Source organism: Actinomadura sp. SCN-SB (genome assembly GCF_043906805.1).
GTDB lineage: Bacteria > Actinomycetota > Actinomycetes > Streptosporangiales > Streptosporangiaceae > Spirillospora.
In genome coordinates this window covers 25843-47822 of the sequence record NZ_JBIMPP010000045.1, presented here as the reverse complement: position 1 = coordinate 47822, position 21980 = coordinate 25843, and the positions used below count along the sequence as shown (strand labels likewise).

Genomic DNA, 21980 nt, shown 5'->3' with positions numbered 1-21980 from the left:
GGAGCAAGATAGCGAACGCCCGCCACGTAACGACCCGCACGCCACTGGGGTTTGACAATGATCGTTGACCAGGCAGACGACGTGGCGGCTCCGGCCGCCCCCAACGGCCAGCGGCATCCTGGCCCGCACCCGCTGCCGGACCACGCTCCCCTGCCGGAACCCCGCACGTCGTTCGCCGAGGACGCCCCGCAGGGCGCTCCCGCGGTCGTGCCAGGGCTGGCCGGCTTGTGGCCCGCGCCGCCGTCGGGCGTGCCGCGCACCGCGCGGCAGGTGCTGCCGGCCGAGAACAGCTCACCCCGGCAGGCGCGCGCGTTCACGCAGGCCACGCTGCGCGAATGGGGCCTGGACGCGACCGCGGAGGACGTCGTCGCCGCCGTGTCCGAGCTGGTCACCAACGCGCTCCAGCACGGGCTGCGCGGGCTGCCGAGGCCGCTGCCGGCAGGCCCGATCCAGCTCGTCCTGCTCGGTCACCCCCGGCGCGTCGTCGCGGCCGTGACCGATCCCGGAGCCCGCACGCCCGAGCCGATCGCGCAGGAGCCGGGCCGTTTCGGCGAGGGCGGGCGCGGCCTGCTGGTCGTCGGCGCGGTCAGCGCCTCGTGGGGCTGGGCCCCGCTCGCCACCGGCGGCAAGGCCGTCTGGGCGGCGTTCGACGTGCGCTCCGCCGCGCCGCGGCCGGTCTGACCCGCGCCCGCGAGGCGTCCCGGGGCGGGTTTCCGTCCCCGGGACGGGCCCCATCGGCTGCACGCGGTTTTCACATGGTGGCGAAACGTGTCCGCCGAAGCCCGGGCGGCCGGTGGCGCCTGCACGCAGGGACAAGGCCCGGAAACCGCACTTCCCACGAAAAACCCGGCAATCCGGACGCCTCGCATCGGCGCCCCGGACGCCCCTCAACTCCGGCCTGGGCCGTCGGGCGCTGGTCATCGTCAGGGCTCCGGGCCCGTCCGCGCCGGCCGCAATATTCAGCAAACATTCAGCGAAGGCCCCGGCCGGCGGCGTCAGCTCATGGCGGCCGGGACCCCGTGGCGCCGCTGCGCCTCCTCCAGTGAGGTCAGGAAGTCCTGCGCCCAGCGATCGACATCGTGCTCGATCACCCGCTTGCGCATGGCGCGCATCCGGCGGGCCTGCTCGGTGGGCCCGGCGTTCAGCGCGGTGAGCAGCGTGTCCTTGAGGCCGTCGATGTCGTACGGGTTCACCAGGTAGGCGCGGCGCAGCTCGGCCGCGGCACCGGTGAACTCACTGAGCACGAGCGTGCCGCGCAGGTCGGAACGGCACGCCACGTACTCCTTGGCGACCAGGTTCATGCCGTCCCGCAGCGGCGTCACCACCATGACGTCGGCGGCCAGGTAGAGCGCGACCAGCTCGTCCCTCGTGTAGGAGGTGTGCATGTAGTGCACCACCGGGAAGCCGATCTCGCCGTACTCGCCGTTGATCCGGCCCACCTGCTGCTCGATCTGGTCGCGCAGGAGCTGGTACTGCTCGACGCGCTCGCGGCTGGGGGTCGCGATCTGCACGAACACGGCCTGGCCCGGCTTGAGGTGCCCGTCCCGGAAGAGCTCGCCGAACGCCTCCAGGCGCTGGGTGATGCCCTTGGTGTAGTCGAGCCGGTCCACCCCCAGCAGGACGGTGGTGTCGCCGAGGTCGGTGCGGAGCTCCTCCGCGCGCTCCCGCACCGACGGGCGCGTGATGAGCTCGTTCAGCTCGGACACGTCCACGGAGATCGGGAACGAGCGGGCGCGGACGACGCGGTTCTCCCAGTACACGTCCTGCTTGTTGTAGCGGGCGTCCAGCAGCCTGCGGCACAGCCGGACGAAGTTGGAAGCGGCGCCGGGCAACTGGAAGCCCACCAGGTCGGCGCCCAGCAGCCCCTCCAGGATCTGCCGGCGCCAGGGCAACTGCCAGAACAGCTCCAGCGGCGGGAACGGGATGTGCAGGAAGAAGCCGATCCGCACGTCGGGACGCAGCCGCCGCAGCATCGCCGGGACGAGCTGGAGCTGGTAGTCCTGCACCCACACGACGGCGCCCTTCGAGGCCACCTCGGACGCGGCCTTGGCGAACCGTTCGTTGACCCGGACGTAGGCGTCCCACATCTCGCGGCTGTATACGGGACGCGCGACCACGTCGTGGTAGAGCGGCCACAGGGTCGCGTTGGAGAAGCCCTCGTAGTAGTACTTCACGTCGTCGGCGGACTGTGGCACGGGGTGGAGGTTCAGCCCGTCGGTCTCGAACGGTTCCAGGACCTCGTCGGGCGCTCCGTGCCAGCCCACCCAGGTGCCCTGCCTGCGCCGCATCACCGGCGCGATGGCGCTCACCAGGCCGCCGGGGCTTCTTCGCCAGGCCGCCCCATCACCGGTCCCGGTTCCGGGGACCCGATCGACCGGAAGCCGGTTGGCCACCACAACGAACTCACTGCCGTGCGACACGCGCGACCGCCTCCTGAAGTAGTAACGACCTCCATGCCCAGAACTACAGCTGTTAGGCCATTGTGTCAGAGTGACGTTAACCGCCGGTTTCCGGATCACGAAAGCCGCTAAGGGACACGCCCTCAACACGACGGTAGAACCTGGTCACGCAGCGTGGCGCGGATGGCCGCCCACCGCCACCGACATCTGGCCCCGAGGTTACGGTCGCGGTCCACTCCCGCACCGTCCCGATGAAGCGACGCACTGACCAGTGCATTCACCGACCATCCATTTCGGACATCATCAATCCCGGATAGGGCACCAGCCAATGGTCGTCGATCACCCTGCGCTACCGTGCCGGCGGGCTTGGGTCGGACCGGTTCATTACAAAGAGCCATCCCCTGGCCGCGCGGTAGCGTGCTGAGTTATGCAGGATTTCGGGGGAAGTGCTGTTGGTGCGCCGCAAGAAGTGGTGCGTCCCACATCCGCCGGTGAGGTCGCCTCCACGCTGCTGCGCGCGGACGGGCGAACCCCTGTGGTCCCTCGTGGACGCGGTCATTCCACCGATGGGCGATCCCTGACCGGCGGCATCTCTATCGACATGCGCGGCCTCGCCACCGTCCACGAGGTTCGGGATGCCGGCGTGAGCGTGGACGCGGGCGCGACCTGGCGCGAGGTGCTGGAGGCGACGCTGCCGCACGGCCTCACCCCTCCCGTCCTCACCGACTACCTCGACCTGACCGTCGGCGGGACCCTGTCCGCCGGGGGCGTGGGCGGGACGTCCCACGTCCACGGCACCCAGGCGGGCAACGTGGCCGAGCTGGAGGTCGTCACGCGGGACGGGCGGATCGCGCGGTGCTCGCCCTCGCTCGATCGGCGGCTGTTCGACGCGGTGAGGGGCGGTTCGGGACGGCACGGGATCATCACCAGGGCGGTCCTCCGGCTCGTGCCGGCCCCGCGCGACGTCCTGGTCTGCACGGTGCCGTGTCAGGACGCCACGGCGCTCCTGCGCGTCCAGACCACGGCACCGGCCGACCATCTCTCCGGCCAGGCCAAGCCGTCCGAGACCGGGTGGCGGTACGAGGCGAAGGCGGTGCTGTTCGACGGGAAGGAGCCGCCGCGAGGGCTCGGCCCGAGCGAGGTCGAGACGGCGACGTACCGGGAGTTCGCCGACCGGATGACCCCGGACGTGGACGAGCTGATCGCCCTCGGCGAGTGGCGGCGGCCCCACCCCTGGGCGATCGCCTTCCTGCCGGGGCGGGTCGCGGCCGGGTTCATCGAGAGCACCCTCGCCGCGATGGAGCCCGGGGACATCGGCCTCAGCGGTGTCGTCCTCGTCAAGGCGCTGAAGGGCACCGGCGACACGGGGACGCCGGGCCTGGCGAACGTGGCCGATCCGGTGCAGTTCGGGCTGCTGCGCACCGCCTCGCCCGGCTGCCCCTCCCCCGCGGCCATGGCGTCCGCCAACGAGCGTTTCCACGAACGCGCCCGCGCGGCGGGTGGCGTCCCCTACCCAGCCCCGGTCGGCGGCCAGAGCGGCCAGACCGGCTAGACCGGGTAGGCGGACTGGTAGGCCAGGCGGCGGTCGGCGTCCTCGGCGATCTGCTGGAGCCGGTCGTCCAGCGCCACGTACGCCTGCCAGGGAGCCTCGCCGGACGCGACCGCCAGCCGGTCGGTGACGAGCTGTTCCAGGTCGCGGACGCGCTTGGCCTTCCAGACCTTGTCGGCCAGGCTGACCAGCAGGTCGTCGATGCCGATGCCGTCCTCGTGCCAGGAGGAGTGGGTGCGGGCGAAGCGTGCCAGCCGCTCGTCCACCCCGTACGAGAGAAGCAGCTGGTACCCGGCGAACTCGTGCGCCTGACCCGGCCCCGACAGCTCGCCGGGATGCAGCGCCTTGCCGATGTCGTGCGTGGCGGCGCCGAACGCGACCGCGCCCGGGTCGGCTCCGGCGGCCGGATAGCGGTCGCCGACCCAGCCCGACAGGTCGCACGCGACGTCGTGCACCGCGCGCAGGTGCGCGGCCAGCCGCGGTGGCGCCTGAACGGCCTCCAGCAGGACGACGACGGTGCCGGGCAGGGGGCGGAAGCCCGGCTCCTCCAGGGCACGGTGAAGCGCGGGGGATATGTCCATGGTCATGGGGGCCGCCTATCGGGCGAGGGTGAGCGCCAGCACTTCCGCGCCCGGCAGGTCGGCGACGGACTTGCCGGGGAGCAGCAGCTTGGAACGGCGCAGGCCACTGCCGATGACGACCTGGGGCGCGTCCGCCACCGCCTCGTCCACCAGGACCGGCCAGCCGGCGGGCAGCCCGACCGGGGTGATGCCGCCGTACTCCATCGAGGTCAGGGAGGTCGCGTCCGCCATCGGCGCGAACGACACCTTGCGCGCGCCGAGCCGCTTGCGGACGACGCCGTTCACGTCGGCGCGGTCGGTGGCCAGGACCACGCAGGCCGCGTGGGAGACCTCGCCGCCGCGCTTGGCCGCGACGATCACGCAGTTGGCGCTCGCCTCCAGCGGCACCTCGTACCGTTCGCAGAACGCCGCGGTGTCGGCGAGCTCGGGGTCGATCTCGGCGACCTTCGCCTCGGGCCGCCGCCCGATGGCCGCGGCGACCGGGCCGGCGAGCAGGTCGGCCCGCCCGGCGGCCAGCTGCCAGTCCAGAGTCCCCATCGCGTTCGCCGTCATCCGATGCCCCTTCCGTTTCGCGCGTCGTTACGCGTACGCGCGTTCCACCTTGCCATGAACGCGAGGGCCTTTAACCCGCGAGGACCTTCAACACGGTGGCATTGACGGTGGCGGACGGCGCTGCCACAGTGGCACAGTGGCTCATCCACTGAGCCACTGGCGACCGTACCGTAGCGAAGGGCGGGCCGTGACCACCCCGTTGCCCCGTGACACCCTCGTCGACACCCTGGCCGCGCGGCTGCGGGACGACATCCTCAGCGGCCGCTACCCTCCCGGGTCCTACCTGCCGCCCGAGCGCGAGCTGGCCACCGCGTACCAGGTCACCCGCACGTCGGTGAAGCACGCGCTGGTCCGTCTCGGGCAGGCGGGGCTGGTGGAGACCAGGCACGGTGTCGGCACCCGCGTCCGCGACTACGAGCGGCTGGGCGGCCCCGAGCTGCTGCCGATGCTGGTCGGCACCGCGGGCCCGGAGTGGGCGGCGGAGATCTTCCAGGTGCGGCGCGAGGTGGGCGCGCAGGTCGCCGCCACGGCCGCCGCGCACGCCGGGCCCGAGCACCGGGACCGGCTGCGCGCGCTGGCGGGCGAGCTGCGCGCGGCGCCGGACGCGGACACCGCCCAGCTCGCCGAGTGCGAGATCCACCGGGTGATCGCCGCGGCCACCGGCAACCGGGTGTACGGGTTCCTGGTGAACGCGCTGCTCAACGCCTATCTGGCGGTGCGGGAGCGGTTCGCGGGCGCCTTCACCGACCCGCCGGGCGCCGCGGACCGGATCGCCCCGCTGGTGGCGGCCCTGTGCGCGGGGGACGCGGTCCGGGCCCGCGAGGCCGCCGACGCCTACTACGCCGAGACCGAGTCCCTGATGCTGGGGAGGGCCGATGAACAGCAGCCGCCGCACGACGTTCAGTGAGGTCATGGAGGGGACGGTGCGCCTGAAGGGCGAGCGGGAGGAACCCGTGCGCCCGATGAGGATGAAGCTGGACGCCGACCTGCCCGAAGTGCTGCTTCCCTGGAGGACGTTGGAGGGAAGCGTGTCCGGCCGCGTGACCGTTCCCGGCTGGGCGGACGACCGCGCCGCGACGGGGCGGCTGCACGTCGCGCCGGTCACCGCACGCCGGATCCGCTACACCCTGGACCTCACGGCGCTGGACGGGCGGCGCCTCCACCTGGACGGCTGGAAGTCGCTCACGCCATGGCGGCCACTGCACTCCCTGACGTTCCTGCCGGTCACGGTCACCGATGAGGACGGGACGGTGGTCGGTGAGGCCAGGTTGCGTTTCGACCTGCGCCGCGACCTTGCCCGGTTCCTGGCGTCCTTCCGGTTCCCCGAGGCGGCCCGCGTTCCGGATCCGTTCGGGCTCCCCGTGCTGATGAGGTCGCGATGGCGGCATCAGTCCGGCCGGCTTGAGGTGTGGTACACGACGCTGACCGACCCCGCGACCGGCACCGGGATCTGGCTCCACCACGAACTCGTGGCGTCCGGTAAGGGCGAGGCTCGGGCGCACGGGTGGGCGGCGGTCTTCCCTCCCGGTGAGACCCCGGTGTTCGGGCGGTTCGGTCCGTACGGCTGGCAGGACGCGGACAGGCCGGGCTTCACCGCGGGACCGGTGGAGCACGTGCCGGGATGGCTTACGGGAAAGGCGGGTGACCTTTCGTGGGAGCTGTCGGAGTCGGGCATCGGCGAGCCGCTTTACACCTTCCCGCGCTGGGCCTGGGAGCGGGAGGTGCTTCCCGCCGCGCAGATCGTTTCCATGCCGGCCGCCACGTACAACGGCGTGGTGCGGTTCGGTGACCGGAAGCTCGAGGTGCGCGGCGGGCGCGGCGGCTCGGCCCGGATCTACGGGCACGGCAACGCGGAGCGCTGGGCGTGGCTGCACGCCGATCTGGGCGGCGGCGACGTGTGCGAGGTCGTGGCCGCGGTCTCCACCCGCCCGCTGATGAACCGGCTGCCCGCGCTCCCGTTCGTCCGGCTGCGCGTGGACGGCGAGGACTGGCCCGCGGGCGACCCACTGCTGGCCGCGTTCCGGCTGCGCTGTGAGCCCATGCTGCCCACCTGGACGGTCCACGGCCGGGTCGGCGATCGCCGCGTCCACATCCAGGTCCACCAGCGTCCCGAGGAGACGGTGGCGGTCGACTACGCCGATCCGGACGGGCGCCCGGCGGTCTGCCACAACACCGAGCGCGCCGATGTGGTCATCACGCTGTCACGGCGGACGGCGGAGCGCGGCTGGAGCGTCGAACGCGAATGGCGCCTGGACGGCACCGGCCACGCGGAAGTGGGTTTCCGGCCCCACGGCGAGGCCGCCCGCAGAGGCGACACGTGAACGCCTTGACCGGGACGGTGGCGGCCGTCCTGGGCTTGGAGGACGAGGACGACGTGCGGCGCGTCGCCACCCGCGCCCGCGACGCCTTCCCCACACCGGCCGCGCGCCTGGGGCTCACCGCGGGCGCCGGGGCCGTGGACGTGCTGTCCCGCCTCCTCACGGGGCGCCCCCTGGACGCGCTGGACGCCGACCGGCGCGAGGCGTTGTGCAAGGTGCTGGAAGGGCGGCCGGCGGCGGTCCGGCTGCTGGAGACGCTGAAGATCCCCCTGCTTCAGGCGGCGGCCACGGAGCTTCTGCCCGCTCCCCCGCGCGTGCCGTACGAGGGGGCGCGGCCGGACGCGGACCTGGACTGCACGCCGTCCAGCGCATGGCCGTCCAGGACGACCGCCGACGCGATCGTCATCGGGTCGGGAGCGGGCGGGGCGATGGCGGCGCGCACGCTGGCCCGCGCGGGCCTGTCCGTGGTGGTCGTGGAGGAGGGACGCCGCTTCGTCGCCGCCGACTTCCGCGACCGCCCGCCGCTCGAACGCTTCACCCGGCTCTACCGGGACGCGGGCGCCTCGTTCGCGCTCGGCCGTCCCCCTGTCCTGCTGCCCGAGGGACGCGCCGTGGGGGGCACGACGGTCGTCAACAGCGGCACCTGCTACCGGACGCCCCCGCACGTCCAGCGCCGCTGGTCGCGGCTCGGCGTTCCCATGGACGGCTTCGACGCCTACCTGGACGAGGTGGAGGCGACCCTGCACGTCGCTCCGCAGCCCATCGACGTGCTGGGACGCAACGGGCTGCTCGCGCTGGAGGGCGCGCGGCGGCTGGGCTGGAAGGCCGCGCCGCTGCGCCGCAACGCCCCCGGCTGCGCGGGCAGCGGCCAGTGCGCCGCCGGGTGCCCGCGCAACGCGAAGAACGGCGTCCACCTGAACGCGCTTCCCCAGGCGTGCGCGGCCGGAGCCCGCATCATCACGCACGCGAAGGTCGAACGCATCCTGGTGGAACGCGGTCGTGCCACCGGCGCCAGGGCCCGGCGCCCGGACGGGACGCACCTGGAGATCCTCGCGTCCCGGATCGTCGTGGCCGCGGGCGCGACGCAGACGCCACCGCTGCTGCGCCGCTCCGGTCTGGGCGGGCATCCCGGGCTCGGGCGCGGCATGGCCGTCCACCCGGCCACGAGCATGGCCGGGCGGTTCGACGAGCCGGTGGTGTCCTGGTCGGGCGTGATGCAGAGCGCCGGGATCGAGGAGGCGCACGGCGACGGGATCCTGATCGAGGCGACCGCGAGCCCGCACGGCATGAGCTCGTTCGTGCTGCCCGGCACGGGACGGGAGCTGCGGCGGCGGCTGGCGGAGTCCGGCCGGCTCGCGGTGCTCGGCGCGATGATCGCCGACGGCCCGTCCGGGCGCGTGTACGGGCGGCGGCGCCCGCTCCCCCGCTACGACCTCTCCGCCCGGGACGCGGCACGGCTCCGCCGGGCGCTGGTCGCCATGGGCCGGATCCTGCTCGCCGCCGGGGCACGCGAGGTGCTCACCGGCCTGCCCCGCCACCCGATCGCCCGTACCGAGGAAGAGGTGTCGGAGGCCGTCGCCTCCGCCCCGGTCACCGACCTGCACCTGGCCGGTTTCCACCCGACCGGCACGGCCCGGATGGGCGGCGCCGGCACGCCCGCCGACCCGCAGGGGCGGCTGCGCGGAGTACGCGGTGTGCACCTGGTGGACGCGTCGGTCCTGCCGACCTGCCCGGAGGTGAACCCGCAGCTCACCATCATGGCGATGGCCCTCAGGAACGCCGACGCGGCGCTCGCGGACGGATGAGGCGGGTCAGCCGCGGGTGATGGCGGGGCCGAAGAGGGCGCGCAGGCGGTCGACCTCTTCGACCGGGGCGCGGTCGGTCAGGTAGCCGGGGGCCTCGCGGCTCCACACGCCCGCGGCGAGCAGGTCCGCCTGCAGGTTCGCGGTGGCGAGCGCCAGGCCGTTGGAGTCGATCAGCGGGAGGCCGGCGACCCGGCGGATCCCGGCACGCCACAGCAGCTCGCAGGGAATGCCCTCACCCGAGACGATCGCCTGCGCGCCCGCCTCGCGCAGCTCCGCCGCCGCCCCCTCGATCTTCTCCAGCAGGGCGGGCAGGGCGTCGTCCGGGAGCCCCTTCTCGATGAGCGTGCGCCCCTCCGGCAGGTAGCGGAAACCCACGCACAACTCGGCGCAGCCGTAGCGGGCCTGGTTGGCCCGCAGCGCCTCCTCCAGCGCCGGGACGAACCCGACCACGCCGAACCGCAGCCCCTGGGAGCGCAGGAAGTCGAAGGTCGCCTGCCCGTACCCGACGACCGGAATCGACACCAGCGAGCGCGCCGCGTCCAGACCGGGGTCCTGGCTGGTGCCGATCACGTACGCCGCGAAGCCGCGGCGCTCGGCCTCCACCGCCCGCTCGGCGAAGTACCAGGAGAAGAAGACTTCGAGCTGGCCGTACTTCACGTGGTCGGCGGGCATCCGTGTCGCGTACGCCTCGGAGGGCAGCGCGTGGAACTCCACGGCCGCGCGGTCGCCGAGGATGTCGCGGGCGTGCCGCTCGTACCCTTCGTCCAGCCAGGGATTGCGGCCGACGACCGTGTGCTTCTGAAACCAGATCCTGTTCAACGGTTCACCTCTCCTCGACGGTCAGGCCACGATCTGGCGCTCGCGCAGGCTCGCCACCTCCGCCGGGTCGAGGCCGAGTTCGTCGACGAGCAGCCCCTCGGTGTCGGCGCCCAGCGGGCGCCCGGTGAAGCGGATCCGGCCCGGCGTGCGCGACATCCGCCACATGACGTTGTGCATCAGCATCGTCCCGAAGTCCGGGTCGGGGACGCTGGTCAGCATCTCCGTCTCCCGGACGTGCGGGTCGCCGACGATGTCCGCCGCGCTGTAGACGGGGGCGACGGCAGCGCCCGCGTCGGTGAACTCCGCGATGACCTCCTCGCGGGTGCGCTCGCCGATCCAGTCGCCGACCAGCTTGTCGAGCAGGTCGGCGTGTTCCGCGCGGCCATGGCCGGTCGCGAACCACGGCTGCTCGATCACCTCCGGATGGCCGACGAGCCGCAGCACCCGCTCGGCGATCTGCTGCGCGCTGGTCGACACCGCGACCCAGTGCCCGTCCGCGGTCCGGTAGGTGTTGCGGGGCGCGTTGTTCGTCGACCGGTTGCCGTGCCGCTCCTCGACCACGCCGAGCTGGTCGTACACGGTGGGCGCCGGTCCGACCGCCGTCATCAGCGGTTCCAGCAGGCTCATGTCGATGACCTGGCCGCGCCGTTCCGGGTCGCGGTCGCGGTGCCACAGCGCCATCGCCGTCGCCGACGAGGCGGCGATCCCGCAGATGCTGTCGGCGAGCCCGAACGCGGGCAGCGTGGGCGGCCCGTCCGGCTCGCCGGTCATGTACGCGAAGCCGCTCATCGCCTCGGCGAGCGTGCCGAACCCGGCCCGCCCGGCGTACGGGCCGCGCTGCCCGAAGCCGGTGACCCGGACGATGATCAGGCTCGGGTTGACCTCGTGCAGCCGGTCCGGCCCCAGGCCCCAGCGCTCCAGCGTCCCCGGGCGGAAGTTCTCGATCAGCACGTCCGACCGCGCCGCCAGCTTGAGCAGGATCTCGGCGCCCTCGGGGACGGACAGTTTGAGGGCGAGCGCCCGCTTGTTCCGCGAGATCTCCTTCCACCAGATCGGCGTGCCGTCCTTGGACCTGCCGTGGCCGCGCATCCCGTCGCCGGTCACCGGATGCTCGATCTTCACGACGTCCGCGCCGAAGTCGCCGAGGATCTGCGCGCACAGCGGCCCGGCGAGAATGGTCGAGGCGTCGATGACCCGCAGTCCGTGGAGTGGACCGTCCTGCATTCGTTTCCCCCTGTAGAAGACCGGACGCGGCGGTGGCCCGCCGCCGTCAGTGCTCGGACGCCGTCCTGCGTTCGTCCCCGGCCCTGGACGGGCCGCGGCCCAGGTCGGCGGAGATCGCGGCGGCCGTCGCGATCACCTGCTCGCCGAGCGACCTGCTGCGGGTGCGGGTGAACATGTGCTGCACCCCGCACACCGAGATCGACCCGATCGCCTGGCCCGCGGGGCCGTGGATCGCCGCCGCGACGCTCGCCGCGCCCGACTGCCGTTCGCCGGAGCTGACCGCGTAGCCCAGCGCCCGGATCCGGCGGATCTCCTCGCGCAGCTCGTCCGCCGAGGTGATGGTGGCGTCGGTGACGCTGTCGAGCCGGTGGTGCGCGATGTAGTCGTCGACCTCGGTGTCGGGCAGCGCCGCCAGGATCGCCTTGGACGACGACCCCGCGTGCAACGGGTGGCTGGTGCCGAGCGCGACCGACATGCGGATCTCGTGCGACGACAGCACCTGGTCGACGTACACCCGCGACCAGCCCTGGCGCAGCGAGAGCGTGGTCGTCTCCCCGGTGCGCTCCGACAGCGAGACCAGGTGGCGGTGCGCGATCGCCGGGACGTCCAGCTCGCGCAGCGCCGCCAGGCCGATGCTCAGCGCGCCGGGGCCGAGCCGGTAGACCTTCGTCGTCTCGTCGAAGCGCAGGAACCGGCCGGCGACCAACTCGCGCAGGATCCGGTGGGTCACCGCCTTCGACAGGCCGATCTCCCGGGCGAGCACGGAGACCCCCTGGGCCTCCGGCGACCGGCTGATCGCGTCGATCACGGCCAGGGCGCGGGCGATGCCCGACCGGGAGGGGCCGTCCTTGGTCTCGGCCTCGATCCGGGTGTCGGAGTCGTCGGTGGTCATGAGGTCCTCGGCGGGGTGGGCGGGACGGGCGGCGGGGACGTCACGCACCGATGACCCTGTTCTCCTCGGCCCAGAACGCCAGCCGCCGCTGGGCGAGCCGGATCAGGAAGTGCGCGATGAGCCCGAGCACGGAGAGCACCACCAGCACCGCGAACATGCCCGCGATGTCGAAGTTGAAGTTGCTCTGCAGCAGCAGGTAGCCCAGCCCCTCCTTGGCGCCGATGAACTCGCCGACGACCGCGCCGAGGATCGCGAACACGATCCCGATGTCGAGCCCGGCGAAGATGAACGGCACCGCCGTGGGCAGCCGCACCATGCGGAAGATCTGGAAGCGCCCGGCGCCGAACACCGTGAGCATCTGGATCCGGTCCGCGTCGGCGGAGCGCAGCCCCTCGATGACGTTGACCAGCATCGGGAAGAACGAGATGACCGCCGCCATCACGATCTTGCTGCTGATCCCGAAGCCGAACCAGACGACGAACAGCGGCGCCAGCGCCACCTTGGGCACGGTCTGGAAGGCCACGATGTACGGCATGAGCGTTCGCTCGACCAGCCGGACCTGCGAGATCAGCGTGCCCAGCAGCATCGCCACGCCGACCCCGATCGCGTACCCGAGCAGCGCCTCCTGGAGGGTCACCCGCAGGTGCCCCCAGAACTGGCCGTCGGTGAGCTGGGCTTCGAGCGCCGTGTAGATCTGCGAGGGCCGCGGCAGGGTGTACTCGTCGATCCCGAGCGGCCGGGCCAGGAACTCCCAGCCGAGCATCACGATCGCGAAGACCGCCGGGACGAGCACGATCTCCGGCCGCTCCCGCGGATCGAGCCGGCGGCGGGACCCGGCCGCGCTCTGGGGCGGGGCCGCGTCCGGCAGGGCCGCCGGGCCCGTGGACGTGTTCTGTGTCGATGCCATGGGGGACCTCGTCAATCGATGGCGCCGGTGGCGCTGAAGTGCTCGCGGATCCGCTTCACGTGGACGCCCGCGGCGTCCGAGGACACCATGCCGAGGTCGCGGGGGCGGCCGAGGTCGATGTCCACGATCTCGGCGATGCGGCCGGGCCGGGGGCTGAGCACGATGACACGGTCGGACAGGAAGACCGCCTCGGAGATCGAGTGCGTGACGAACACGATCGTCTGCCCGCTCTCCCGCCAGATGCGCAGCAACTCCACGTTCATATACTCGCGGGTCATCGCGTCCAGGGCGCCGAACGGCTCGTCCATGAGGAGCACCGCGGGGTTGTGCACGAGCGCCCGGCAGATCCCGGCGCGCTGCTGCATGCCACCGCTCAGCTCGTGCGGATACTTGTCGGCGAAGTCCTCCAAGCCGACCATCCGCAGCAGTTCCTCGGCGCGCGCCCGGTACTCGCGGACGTTCAGCCGCTGCACCTGGACGGGGACCATGACGTTCTGCAGGATGGTCCGCCACGGCAGCAGGGTGGCGGCCTGGAAGACCATCCCGACCTCGGGCAACGGGCCGGTGACGTCGCGGTTCGCCACCCGCACCGTTCCCTCGGTCTTCGGTATCAGCCCGGCCAGGATCTTCAGCAGGGTCGTCTTCCCGCACCCCGAGGGCCCGACGACCGAGACGAACTCACCACGCCGGATGGTGAAGTCGATGTCGGACAGCGCGTGGGTCGGTTCCGATCTGCGCGGCCGGTACACCTTCTGCAGGCCGGCCACCTCGATCCAGGAGTCCTCGTCGGCCTCCGGGGCCTTAGCGGCCTTCGCGGCCTGGTGGTGGCCGAGGATTCTGCTGGCCATGAACTCTCCTTCGGACGGTCTGGGGGCGGGGTGCCGCTACGCCGGGGCGTACGCCTTCGCCTTGGCGATCACCTGGGCGGCGTCGAACTGGTTGGCGCCCGCGAGCAGGCTGGGGTCCCAGACGTCGGAGACCGGGATGTCCTTGGTGATCTGACCCGCGGCCCGCGTGTAGGCCATGGTCTTCTGCCACTCGGCGTCACCGATCGCGCCCCAGTTGGAGAAGGACTCCGGTTCGCCCTGGGCCGGGGTGGCGCTGTCGAGGAAGCTGTTCAGCACCTTCGTGTCGGCCGCCAGCCGCTGCTCGACCGTCTGGCCGGACAGCATCGCCGGGAACGTCTTGAACCCGATCCGCATGGCGCCCTCCGGCTGGACCGAGGAGAACAGCAGACCCTGGTAGGCGGCCCGCAGGTAGAGGGTCAGCTCCTCCTTCTTCTCTTTGATCGTGTCCTCGCGGGCGGCGAAGGTGAGCGAGCGGATGCCCTGGAAGGCGGCGCCGTTCGGCAGGTACCGCAGCTTGGTGCCGGAGTTCTCGATCGCCGCGTACGGCGCCGTGTACAGGGCCAGCGCGTCCACCTTGCCGCTGTTCAGCGCGGACGCGGCCGGGGTGCCGATGCCGACCGGCAGCAGGTCGATGTCCTTCTGCCCGTCCAGGCCCGCGTCCTTGGCGAACGCGCGGGCGTACGGGGCCGAGCCCGACGCGAGGCTGATCACGCCGATCTTCTTGCCCTTGAGGTCGGCACCGGACCTGATCGGGCTGTCCGGCTTGACGGCGATCCGCCACGGCCAGTTCTGCACGAGCCCGCCGATCGCCTTGATCGGCACGCCCTTCTCCCGGGCGGCCAGGATGGAGCCCATGTCGGCCGCCGTGATGTCGGCGCTGCGCGAGGTCACCGCCTGGATCGCGGCCGACGACCCGTCCGCGTTGATGGTCTTGACCTTCAGCGTCGCGTCGAGGAAGCCCTGGTCCTTGGCCACGGCGTAGGTTGCGACGTCCTCCTTCGGCGCGTTGACCGCGCCGGCGAACGCGACGGTGATCTCCTTGTCGGCCGAACCGCCGCCGGACGATCCGCCGCAGGCGGTGAGGGCGAGCGCGACGGCGGACACGACCAGTGCCGCCACGCTCGGACGGAGGGTGCTCTTCATGTTCGGGACCTCGATCGAATGGGTTGACAGGGGGTCTCGCCGAGCTCCGCCCTACGTGGGCGTCCCGGGATGCTCGGCCGCCGGCGATGCCGCGATGCCGGCGAGCGCGAGGTCGTTGTACACGTGCTGTTCGACGATCAGCCCGTCGCGTAGGACGAACACGTCCACGTACCGCACGCCGGAGAAGGGCCGTCCGGCCAGGTCCTCGCCGTAGAGGGTGCCGAGCGAGGTGACGGTCGTCAGCCCGCCGTCCGCGGCTCCCTCGAAGTAGCGCTCCCGTTCCTTGCGGACCCAGCGGTAACGGGTGGCCGACGCCGCGGCCATCTCCGGGAGCGAGGAGTGCACCCGGTTTCCCGGGAACACCAGGCGCGCGCCCGGGGCGAGCAGCGCGCCCGCCTCGTCCAGCTCGCGGTCTTCGCAGAGCCGCAGATAGCGGTCGACGAGGGCACTCGCCGCCCCTGGACGGTGGGAGCCGGTTTCACCCATGGATCGCACTCTCATTTGTTCGGCTGAGCGATACGTCGTTCGGTTAGACGGAACGAACGTAGACGGAACTGTAAGGAAGCGCTCCTCAGCGCGTCAATAGCCGGAAACCGTGACTTCAGCCCGGTCGCACGCCCGCCGGACGGCGTGGACGGCCGCGCGGAGTGCGCGGCGGACGCATGGAAACCTCACGGGGGGTACGGGTTACGCCAAGGAAGGGAAACCGAACCCCCAAGGAGTTGAGACATCATGGGCCGCATCGCAGCAGCCCTCCAGGCCGTGATCGGCACCCTCGCCAGCATCGTCACGCTGCCGTTCAGGGTGCTGTCACGCCTGATCGGCGGCGGCGCGGGCCGCCGTCCCGCCCGTCGTCCCCGCCGTCGCGGTCGCCGGGCGGTCTGACGTCCCGGCGCCATGGCACGGCGCTTGAGCGCGGCCCGGCTAGTGGGCGAGGTCCGCGGGGATGAACGACACGGTGTCGCCCGCCTCCAGCGGCGACTCCGCGTCCCCGTGGACGCGTTCGCCGTTGACCACGGCCACGACGTGCTCGTCCAGGGTCAGCCCGACGCGCTCGGCGGCGGCGCCCACGGTCGCGGCCAGAACCCGTCGCGGCCCGGCGGCGCCGTTTCCTGTGGCGAGTGCGCCGTGACGTACCACGACGACCTCGGGCGCGGGGCGTTCGCGCGCCGCGCGGTAGTCGCCGGGGGTGTTGACGTTGAAGACCGAGTCCAGCGCGGGGTCGGCTCCCGCCAGCCGGGCGTCGGCGAGCAGCGCGTTCTCGTCGAGCCGGCGCACGGCGACCTCCTCGAACAGATGCGCCGGCTTCGCCCGTCCCGCGTCGACCAGCTTCCCGGCCCTCGGCGCGAGGGCGGTGCGGTAACCGGCGGCCATCGGCTGCCGGAAGCCGCCGACGACGGGCAGCACGACATCGGGGGCGGGAGCGGTGTCGAAGCCGCGGAGGACCGCGGTGACGAAGGCGGAGTGCAGGAAGGGCAGGTCGGTGGAGCAGACGAACGCCACGTCGGCGTGCCCGGCCGCCGCCGCCAGGCCGACGGCCAGCCCGACCATGGGCCCGCCGCCCTCCTCCGGGTCCTCGCGGACGAGCACGCGCGGGCCGAGGGCGGGAAGGTCCTGACCGGGGGCGCGCACGACGATCACCGGGCCGTGGACGGCGCGGGCGACGACACCCGTCACGCGGCGCAGGAGGGTCGAGGAGTGCCATTCCAGGGCCGCCTTCGGCGTGCCCATCCGCGTCGAGCGCCCGCCGGCGAGTACGACGCCGGCCGCGGCCCGCACGCCGCCGGTGCGGTCCGTCATGGCGATGGTCCTTCCACGTCGAGGCGGCCGTTTCCAGGGTGTCGCACCGCGCGGGCGCTGGACGGGTGCGACACCCTGAATCCGGATCAGCCGCCGAAGAGTTGCAGGGCGGCCTTGATGGCGTTGTAGACCCCGTACGCGAGCGGGATCCCGACGATCGTCCAGGCGATGACGAGCTGTGCCTTGTACTTGCCGGACGCGTGCTCCTCCGTACCGGGAGCCGGTGCGGATGCGGGTGCGGTCATGGGTGCGTGCTCCTCGTCCCTAAGTTTCCCCTACGTTCCTGCGACATCTACGACTGCCGGGCGTCACCCGCGGTGGCCTTCTCGGGTGCCTCCGCGGGATGGTGACCGGCCTCCGCCGCCGCCACGACGGCCGCGTCCTCGTGCCAGCGTTCGGAGACGGGCTTGATGAGCAGGTTCGCGACGAAGCCGATCGCCAGGACGCCGACCATGATGAACAGCGCCGGCCGGTAGTCGGAGGCGACCAGCTCTCCCGGGGTGCCCTGGGCGTCCAGGACCCGGTTGACGATCAGCGGGCCGAGGACGCCGGCCGTGGACCAGGCGGTGAGCAGGCGCCCGTGGATGGCGCCCACCTGGTACGTGCCGAACAGGTCACGCAGATACGCGGGGACCGTGGAGAAGCCGCCTCCGTAGTAGGAGAGGATGACCACGCAGATGAGGACGAACAGCGCGGTGGAGCTCGATCCCGCCAGCGCCAGCAGCAGGTAGAGGGCGAGACCCACGCCGAGGTACATCACATAGGTGGGCTTGCGGCCCATGTAGTCCGAGGTGGACGACCAGACGAAGCGGCCCGTCATGTTGGCCACCGACAGGACGCCGACGAAGCCCGCGGCGACGGTCGCGTTCACCGTCGAGGTGTTGGTGGCCGCGTCCCGGAAGAAGTCCTGGATCATCGGGCCCGCCTGTTCGAGGATCCCGATGCCGGCGGTGACGTTGCACAGCAGCACCGTCCACAGCAGCCAGAACTGCGGCGTCTTGATCGCGTTGCCGGCCGCGACGTGGCCCGTGGTCACCAGCGGCTTGGCCGCGACCTTGGCCGGGTCGAAATGCGGCGGCCTCCACCCCGGCGCCGGGACCCGGACGGTGAACACCCCCAGCATCATGACCAGGAAGTAGGCCACTCCCAGGGTGAGGAACAGCTTCATCACCGCGTCGCCGCCCGGCTCGTCACCGCCGTAGAAGGACAGCAGCTCGCGCGACAGCGGCGCGGCGACCGCGGCACCGCCGCCGAAGCCCATGATGGCCATGCCGGTGGCGAGGCCGGGCCGGTCGGGGAACCACTTGATCAACGTCGACACCGGCGAGATGTAGCCCAGGCCGAGGCCGATGCCGCCGACGAACCCGTAGCCGAGGTAGACCAGCCACAGCTGCTCGGTCGCGATCCCCACCGCGCCGATCAGGAACCCCGACGCCCAGCAGCACGCCGAGGTGAACATCGTCTTGCGCGGCCCGACCCTGTCCACCCAGGTGCCGAAGATCGCCGCTGACACGCCGAGCATCACGATGGCGATGGAGAAGATCACTCCGATGGCGGTCAGGCTGGTGTCGAAGTGGGCGACGAGCGGCTCCTTGTACACGCTCGTGGCGTACGCCTGCCCGATGCAAAGATGGATGGCCAGGGCGGCCGGAGGGATCAGCCACCTGCTGTAGCCGGGCGGGGCGACCGTATGCGCCCGGTCGAGAAAGGTCAACGCAGCCACTGCGCACCTCCTGGTGAGTGGGGTGTGGCGGACTCCGTCTCAACTGACCCGAAGGCTGAGCGACGCCGCGCGAGGCGCTTGCCGGAGCACGTCAGCGACACTGATCAAGGCCAATCCCCCCGAGGGGTGAGCGGACGGTGGACAGCCGGCCCGGAGCGCCGGCGGGGCCCAGGTCGGCGGACAGGTCTCGCCCACGACCGCCGAACGTCCCGAGCCCCTGTCTTCATATCCCCGGGACCACGGAAGTGGAAGACGGTTTTCCCCTGGTGGAAATGTGATCACGCGGACGGCCGGTCAGCCGTGCGTGATCCTGCTCGCCACCTGCTCCAGCTCGTGCGGGAGGTCCACCTGGCGGGCGATGTCGACCAGCGCCCGCGCGAGCAGCGGCTCGGGTCCGCCGCCCGCCAGGACGAGCCCGACGTGATACGTGCGCTCCGGCGGCGGCAGCGGGATCACGCGGGCGCCGTCGGGCACGCCGTAACCGTGCAGCCAGGCGTGCGGGATGACGCTCGACAGGCGCATGGACGCGACATGCGCGTAGATCGCCGAGACGGTGTCGGCCTCGACCACGGGCTCGGCCACGGCACCGGCCTCGGCGAAGTACCCGTCCAGGATCCGCCGGTTCTGCATCACCGGCGGCAGGAGGCACAGCGGCGCCGCCGCGGCCTGCGCCCAGGTGATCGACCGCTGCCCGGCGAGCTCGCCCCCGTCCGCGGTCAGGAACATGTAGCGCTCCCGATAGAGCGGCACCACGCGCACCCGGCCGAGCGGCTCGCCGTCGACGTAGGTCATGCCCACGTCGATGTCGAAGTCGTTGAGCCCGCTCACGATCTCGCGGGACGACATCGACCGCAGCGAGAACCGGACGAGCGGATACCTCCGCCGCATCGGGGTGGTCAGCAGCGCCGCGACGCTCAGCGCCGTGGGGATCGCGCCGATCCGCAGGACGCCGGACAGTCCGCCCCTTCTGCTTTCGAGCGTGCGCTTCAGCTGTTCCCGTTCGGCGAGCACGTGCCGCGCCCACCGCAGCACCTCGGTCCCCTCAGGGGTGAACCCCTCGAAACGCTGCGCGCGCTGGACGATCTGCACCCCGAGCTCGGTCTCCAGCTTCCGGATGCCCGCCGACAGGGCGGGCTGGGAGACGTCGCACGCCTCGGCGGCACGGCCGAAATGGCCTTCGCGCGCCAAGGCGGCGAGGTACTCCAACTGACGCAGCAGCACGCCGTCATAGATACCAGAACCCCACGAACCCGTCACTGATAACCAAAGCTGATGAGATCGCACGGAAGCCGTCCGGGCCTCGGCGGAGGGCCACCGGCGCGGGCGTCAGGACGAGCCGCCGTCGCGGGGCAGCGGGTCATCGCCCGGCGGGGCCTGCGGGGTGGTGGCGTCGCCGTCGGTCACCGGAAGCCACAGCACGAACGTGCTGCCCACGCCCGGGGTGGAGAACAGCCGCACATGGCCGCCGTGCGCCTCCACGATGTGCCGGACGATGGCCAGCCCGAGCCCCGTGCGGCGGTCACGGGAACGGCGGGCGTCCTGGCCACGCCAGAACCGGTCGAACACCCGGGCCTGCGCGTCGGCGTCCAGTCCCGGCCCCTCGTCCTGGACGGCGATCCACTGCCAGCCGCCGGACCGGCCCGCCGCCACCCTGATCCGCGAACCGGCGGGCGCCAGCCGCACCGCGTTGGACAGCAGGTTGCCCACGGCGCGGCGCAGCGCGTCATGGTCGCCGATGATCAGCAGGCCGCGGCTCAGGTCGCGCTCGATGGCGATGCGGCGGGCGGCGGCCAGCGAGTCGAACTCCTCGGCGGCCTCGCGGGCGACCACCGCCAGGTCCACGTCGGTGTCGTGGAAGGCGGGGGCCGACCGGCGCGCGGTGGCCAGCAGGTCCTCCACCAGCCGCGTCATCCGGGTGGTCGCGCGGTCCACGACCTGGACGGCACGGCGGCGGTCGGCGTCCTCGGCGTCCGGCGCGGTCAGCACGGTGTCCAGGTTGGCCCGGATGATCGCCAGCGGGCTGCGCAGCTCGTGCGAGGCGTCGTCGATGAGCTGCCGCTGCGCGCCGAACGCCTCGTCCAGCCGGTCCAGCATCGAGTCGATCGTGTCGGCGAGGTAGCGCAGCTCGTCCTTCGGCCCGCTCAGCCGGATCCGCCGCGACAGGTCGGTGGCCTGGATCTCCTCGGCGGTGCGGGCGATGGCCCTGACCGGCTTGAGCGCCCGTCCCGACAGCACCCAGCCGATGCCCAGGCTGGCCAGGAACAGGCCCGCCAGCATGATCAGCGAGTAGTGCCGGAGCGCCTGCTGGGTCTCGTAGTTGACCGCCTGCTCCACCTGCTGGAGCTTGACGACGTCCACCTCGCCCTGCTTGATCTCCGTGCCGTCGGGCAGGCGGAAGTACTTGTCGGCGCGGTAGGTCTGGGTGATCGGCTCGGCCTCGGTGCTGGCCGCCACCGCCGTGTAGATGCCGCCCAGCACCATCGCGGTCAGGACGAACAGCAGCGTCGAGTACATCACCGTGAGCCGGAACCGGATCGAGTGGACGAAGGCCGGGAGCCGCCGCCCGCCGGGCAGCAGGCGGCGTGGCGTACGGGGCGGGCGGGACGGCAGGCGCAGGCGCATGATCAGTCGGACATCTCTCGTACTCGCGCGGCGGTGCCGTGCTCGGGGCCGTTCGGATCCGTGCCGTTCGGGGTGGGCCCGTCGTGCTCGCGCAGGCGGTAGCCCTGGCGGACGACGGTCTCGATGAGCTGCTCCTCGCCGTCCACGGTCAGCTTGCGGCGCAGCGTCCCGATGGTGACCCGGACGGTGTTGGTGAACGGGTCGGCGTTCTCGTCCCAGACGTGCTCCAGGAGGTCCTCGGAGGAGACCACCTGCCCGGGACGGCTCATCAGGTAGCGCAGCACCGCGAACTCCTTGGGCGTGAGCTGCAACCGCCGGTCGCCCCTGAAGACCTCGTGCCGCCCGGTGTCCAGGCGGAGCGGGCCGACCCGCCACACCGCCGAGGCCGCGCCTCCGGGCCGGACCGTGTCGCGGCGCAGCAGCGCGCGGACGCGGGCCAGCAGCTCGGGGAACGCGAACGGCTTGACCAGGTAGTCGTCGGCGCCCAGGTCGAGCCCGCGCACCCGGTCGGCGAGGCGGTCCCTGGCGGTCAGCATCAGGATGCGCAGGCCGGGGTCGCTCTCCCCGTTCAGCTCGCCCTGCCGGATCGACCGGCACAGGTCGAACCCGTCCCCGTCCGGCAGCGACAGGTCCAGGATCATCAGGTCGTAGGAGGCCGCGTACAGCTTCTCGGACGCCTGCTCGACGTCGTAGGCCACGTCGACCGCGTAGTCGGCACGGACCAGCCCGTACCGGAGCGCCTCGACGAGGTCCTCCTCGTCCTCGACCACGAGGATCCGCATCGAGCCTCCTCAGTCC

Annotated in this window: 21 protein-coding genes and 1 pseudogene; 6 read left to right on the top strand and 16 right to left on the bottom strand. The window is 72.3% G+C overall.

Going from position 1 to position 21980, the window contains the following annotated elements; translation table 11 throughout:
* Positions 1–57: 57 nt before the first annotated feature.
* Complete coding sequence (locus ACGWYJ_RS25810) at positions 58–681, top strand: ATP-binding protein (RefSeq protein WP_395108909.1); 624 nt, start codon at positions 58–60, stop codon at positions 679–681.
* A 314-nt stretch (positions 682–995) separates the two neighbouring features.
* Here the strand turns inward: ACGWYJ_RS25810 and ACGWYJ_RS25805 are convergent, their stop codons facing one another.
* On the bottom strand, positions 996–2420 hold the full coding sequence (locus tag ACGWYJ_RS25805) for a trehalose-6-phosphate synthase (protein ID WP_395108908.1): 1425 nt from the start codon (positions 2418–2420) through the stop codon (positions 996–998).
* A gap of 406 nt (positions 2421–2826) precedes the next feature.
* Here ACGWYJ_RS25805 and ACGWYJ_RS25800 point away from each other — a divergent pair, with 406 nt between their 5' ends.
* Entirely contained in the window at positions 2827–3951 is a 1125-nt protein-coding gene (locus tag ACGWYJ_RS25800; protein WP_395108907.1) for an FAD-binding protein, read from the top strand.
* Here ACGWYJ_RS25800 and ACGWYJ_RS25795 read toward each other — a convergent pair.
* On the bottom strand, positions 3948–4535 hold the full coding sequence (locus ACGWYJ_RS25795; RefSeq protein WP_395108906.1) for an HD domain-containing protein: 588 nt from the start codon (positions 4533–4535) through the stop codon (positions 3948–3950). The genes ACGWYJ_RS25800 and ACGWYJ_RS25795 overlap by 4 nt on opposite strands.
* A gap of 9 nt (positions 4536–4544) precedes the next feature.
* Entirely contained in the window at positions 4545–5081 is a 537-nt protein-coding gene (locus ACGWYJ_RS25790) for a YbaK/EbsC family protein (protein WP_395108905.1), read from the bottom strand.
* A 187-nt stretch (positions 5082–5268) separates the two neighbouring features.
* On the opposite strand from ACGWYJ_RS25790, the gene ACGWYJ_RS25785 reads away from it, so the two are divergent.
* From ACGWYJ_RS25785 to ACGWYJ_RS25775, 3 genes are read left to right on the top strand one after another with little or no spacing between them, the layout of a single operon-like run.
* On the top strand, positions 5269–5988 hold the full coding sequence (locus ACGWYJ_RS25785) for a FadR/GntR family transcriptional regulator (protein WP_395108904.1): 720 nt from the start codon (positions 5269–5271) through the stop codon (positions 5986–5988).
* Positions 5957–7402, top strand: coding sequence for a hypothetical protein (locus ACGWYJ_RS25780; RefSeq protein WP_395108903.1), 1446 nt, complete (start codon positions 5957–5959; stop codon positions 7400–7402). Before ACGWYJ_RS25785 ends, ACGWYJ_RS25780 begins: the two co-directional genes overlap by 32 nt.
* Entirely contained in the window at positions 7399–9204 is a 1806-nt protein-coding gene (locus ACGWYJ_RS25775; RefSeq protein WP_395108902.1) for a GMC family oxidoreductase N-terminal domain-containing protein, read from the top strand. Before ACGWYJ_RS25780 ends, ACGWYJ_RS25775 begins: the two co-directional genes overlap by 4 nt.
* Positions 9205–9210: 6 nt before the next feature.
* Here ACGWYJ_RS25775 and ACGWYJ_RS25770 read toward each other — a convergent pair whose 3' ends face one another.
* Genes ACGWYJ_RS25770 through ACGWYJ_RS25740 form a run of 7 tightly spaced genes read right to left on the bottom strand, consistent with a single transcriptional unit; the run spans position 9211 to position 15523 of the window.
* Positions 9211–10023, bottom strand: a complete 813-nt coding sequence (locus ACGWYJ_RS25770; protein WP_395108901.1) for an aspartate/glutamate racemase family protein — start codon at positions 10021–10023, stop codon at positions 9211–9213.
* A gap of 21 nt (positions 10024–10044) precedes the next feature.
* Positions 10045–11247: a CaiB/BaiF CoA transferase family protein gene (locus ACGWYJ_RS25765; RefSeq protein WP_395108900.1), complete on the bottom strand. Its 1203-nt coding sequence runs from the start codon at positions 11245–11247 to the stop codon at positions 10045–10047.
* A gap of 46 nt (positions 11248–11293) precedes the next feature.
* A complete protein-coding gene (locus ACGWYJ_RS25760) occupies positions 11294–12187 on the bottom strand; it encodes an IclR family transcriptional regulator (protein ID WP_395108899.1) in 894 nt (297 codons plus the stop codon).
* A complete protein-coding gene (locus ACGWYJ_RS25755) occupies positions 12180–13046 on the bottom strand; it encodes an ABC transporter permease (RefSeq protein WP_395108898.1) in 867 nt (288 codons plus the stop codon). The genes ACGWYJ_RS25760 and ACGWYJ_RS25755 overlap by 8 nt, the downstream gene beginning before the upstream one ends.
* Before the next feature lie 11 nt (positions 13047–13057).
* Positions 13058–13894 (bottom strand): ABC transporter ATP-binding protein, encoded by an 837-nt coding sequence (locus tag ACGWYJ_RS25750; protein WP_395108897.1) that lies wholly within the window; start codon positions 13892–13894, stop codon positions 13058–13060.
* A 36-nt stretch (positions 13895–13930) separates the two neighbouring features.
* Positions 13931–15037 carry an ABC transporter substrate-binding protein gene (locus ACGWYJ_RS25745; protein ID WP_395108896.1) on the bottom strand — a complete coding sequence of 369 codons (1107 nt, stop codon included), beginning with the start codon at positions 15035–15037 and terminating at the stop codon, positions 13931–13933.
* Positions 15038–15088: 51 nt separating this feature from the next.
* On the bottom strand, positions 15089–15523 hold the full coding sequence (locus ACGWYJ_RS25740) for a nuclear transport factor 2 family protein (protein WP_395108895.1): 435 nt from the start codon (positions 15521–15523) through the stop codon (positions 15089–15091).
* Between the two features lie 246 nt (positions 15524–15769).
* On the opposite strand from ACGWYJ_RS25740, the gene ACGWYJ_RS25735 reads away from it, so the two are divergent.
* Complete coding sequence (locus tag ACGWYJ_RS25735) at positions 15770–15922, top strand: LPFR motif small protein (protein WP_395108894.1); 153 nt, start codon at positions 15770–15772, stop codon at positions 15920–15922.
* A 39-nt stretch (positions 15923–15961) separates the two neighbouring features.
* On the opposite strand, the gene ACGWYJ_RS25730 is transcribed toward ACGWYJ_RS25735, so the two are convergent.
* The 6 genes and pseudogenes from ACGWYJ_RS25730 to ACGWYJ_RS25705 all read right to left on the bottom strand — a co-directional run.
* A complete protein-coding gene (locus ACGWYJ_RS25730) occupies positions 15962–16837 on the bottom strand; it encodes an NTP transferase domain-containing protein (RefSeq protein ID WP_395108893.1) in 876 nt (291 codons plus the stop codon).
* A gap of 86 nt (positions 16838–16923) precedes the next feature.
* Complete coding sequence (locus tag ACGWYJ_RS25725; RefSeq protein WP_395108892.1) at positions 16924–17082, bottom strand: hypothetical protein; 159 nt, start codon at positions 17080–17082, stop codon at positions 16924–16926.
* Between the two features lie 47 nt (positions 17083–17129).
* On the bottom strand, positions 17130–18551 hold the full coding sequence (locus ACGWYJ_RS25720) for an OFA family MFS transporter (RefSeq protein WP_395108922.1): 1422 nt from the start codon (positions 18549–18551) through the stop codon (positions 17130–17132).
* 303 nt (positions 18552–18854) lie between these two features.
* Positions 18855–19781, bottom strand: coding sequence for a LysR family transcriptional regulator (locus ACGWYJ_RS25715; protein WP_395108891.1), 927 nt, complete (start codon positions 19779–19781; stop codon positions 18855–18857).
* 105 nt (positions 19782–19886) lie between these two features.
* Positions 19887–21182 (bottom strand): sensor histidine kinase, encoded by a 1296-nt coding sequence (locus ACGWYJ_RS25710; RefSeq protein WP_395108890.1) that lies wholly within the window; start codon positions 21180–21182, stop codon positions 19887–19889.
* A gap of 92 nt (positions 21183–21274) precedes the next feature.
* A pseudogene (locus ACGWYJ_RS25705) lies at positions 21275–21964 on the bottom strand (response regulator transcription factor); the annotation flags it as partial.
* Positions 21965–21980 lie beyond the last annotated feature (16 nt).

Excerpts from the sequence above, each read along its gene's own strand:
- ACGWYJ_RS25810 (WP_395108909.1), top strand. The coding sequence starts at position 58 with ATGATCGTTGACCAGGCAGACGACGTGGCGGCTCCGGCCGCCCCCAAC.
- ACGWYJ_RS25725 (WP_395108892.1), bottom strand. The coding sequence starts at position 17,082 with ATGACCGCACCCGCATCCGCACCGGCTCCCGGTACGGAGGAGCACGCG.
- ACGWYJ_RS25765 (WP_395108900.1), bottom strand. The coding sequence starts at position 11,247 with ATGCAGGACGGTCCACTCCACGGACTGCGGGTCATCGACGCCTCGACC.
- ACGWYJ_RS25755 (WP_395108898.1), bottom strand. The coding sequence starts at position 13,046 with ATGGCATCGACACAGAACACGTCCACGGGCCCGGCGGCCCTGCCGGAC.
- ACGWYJ_RS25710 (WP_395108890.1), bottom strand. The coding sequence starts at position 21,182 with ATGCGCCTGCGCCTGCCGTCCCGCCCGCCCCGTACGCCACGCCGCCTG.
- ACGWYJ_RS25780 (WP_395108903.1), top strand. The coding sequence starts at position 5,957 with ATGAACAGCAGCCGCCGCACGACGTTCAGTGAGGTCATGGAGGGGACG.
- ACGWYJ_RS25750 (WP_395108897.1), bottom strand. The coding sequence starts at position 13,894 with ATGGCCAGCAGAATCCTCGGCCACCACCAGGCCGCGAAGGCCGCTAAG.
- ACGWYJ_RS25730 (WP_395108893.1), bottom strand. The coding sequence starts at position 16,837 with ATGACGGACCGCACCGGCGGCGTGCGGGCCGCGGCCGGCGTCGTACTC.
- ACGWYJ_RS25735 (WP_395108894.1), top strand. The coding sequence starts at position 15,770 with ATGGGCCGCATCGCAGCAGCCCTCCAGGCCGTGATCGGCACCCTCGCC.
- ACGWYJ_RS25745 (WP_395108896.1), bottom strand. The coding sequence starts at position 15,037 with ATGAAGAGCACCCTCCGTCCGAGCGTGGCGGCACTGGTCGTGTCCGCC.
- ACGWYJ_RS25800 (WP_395108907.1), top strand. The coding sequence starts at position 2,827 with ATGCAGGATTTCGGGGGAAGTGCTGTTGGTGCGCCGCAAGAAGTGGTG.
- ACGWYJ_RS25795 (WP_395108906.1), bottom strand. The coding sequence starts at position 4,535 with ATGACCATGGACATATCCCCCGCGCTTCACCGTGCCCTGGAGGAGCCG.
- ACGWYJ_RS25740 (WP_395108895.1), bottom strand. The coding sequence starts at position 15,523 with ATGGGTGAAACCGGCTCCCACCGTCCAGGGGCGGCGAGTGCCCTCGTC.
- ACGWYJ_RS25790 (WP_395108905.1), bottom strand. The coding sequence starts at position 5,081 with ATGACGGCGAACGCGATGGGGACTCTGGACTGGCAGCTGGCCGCCGGG.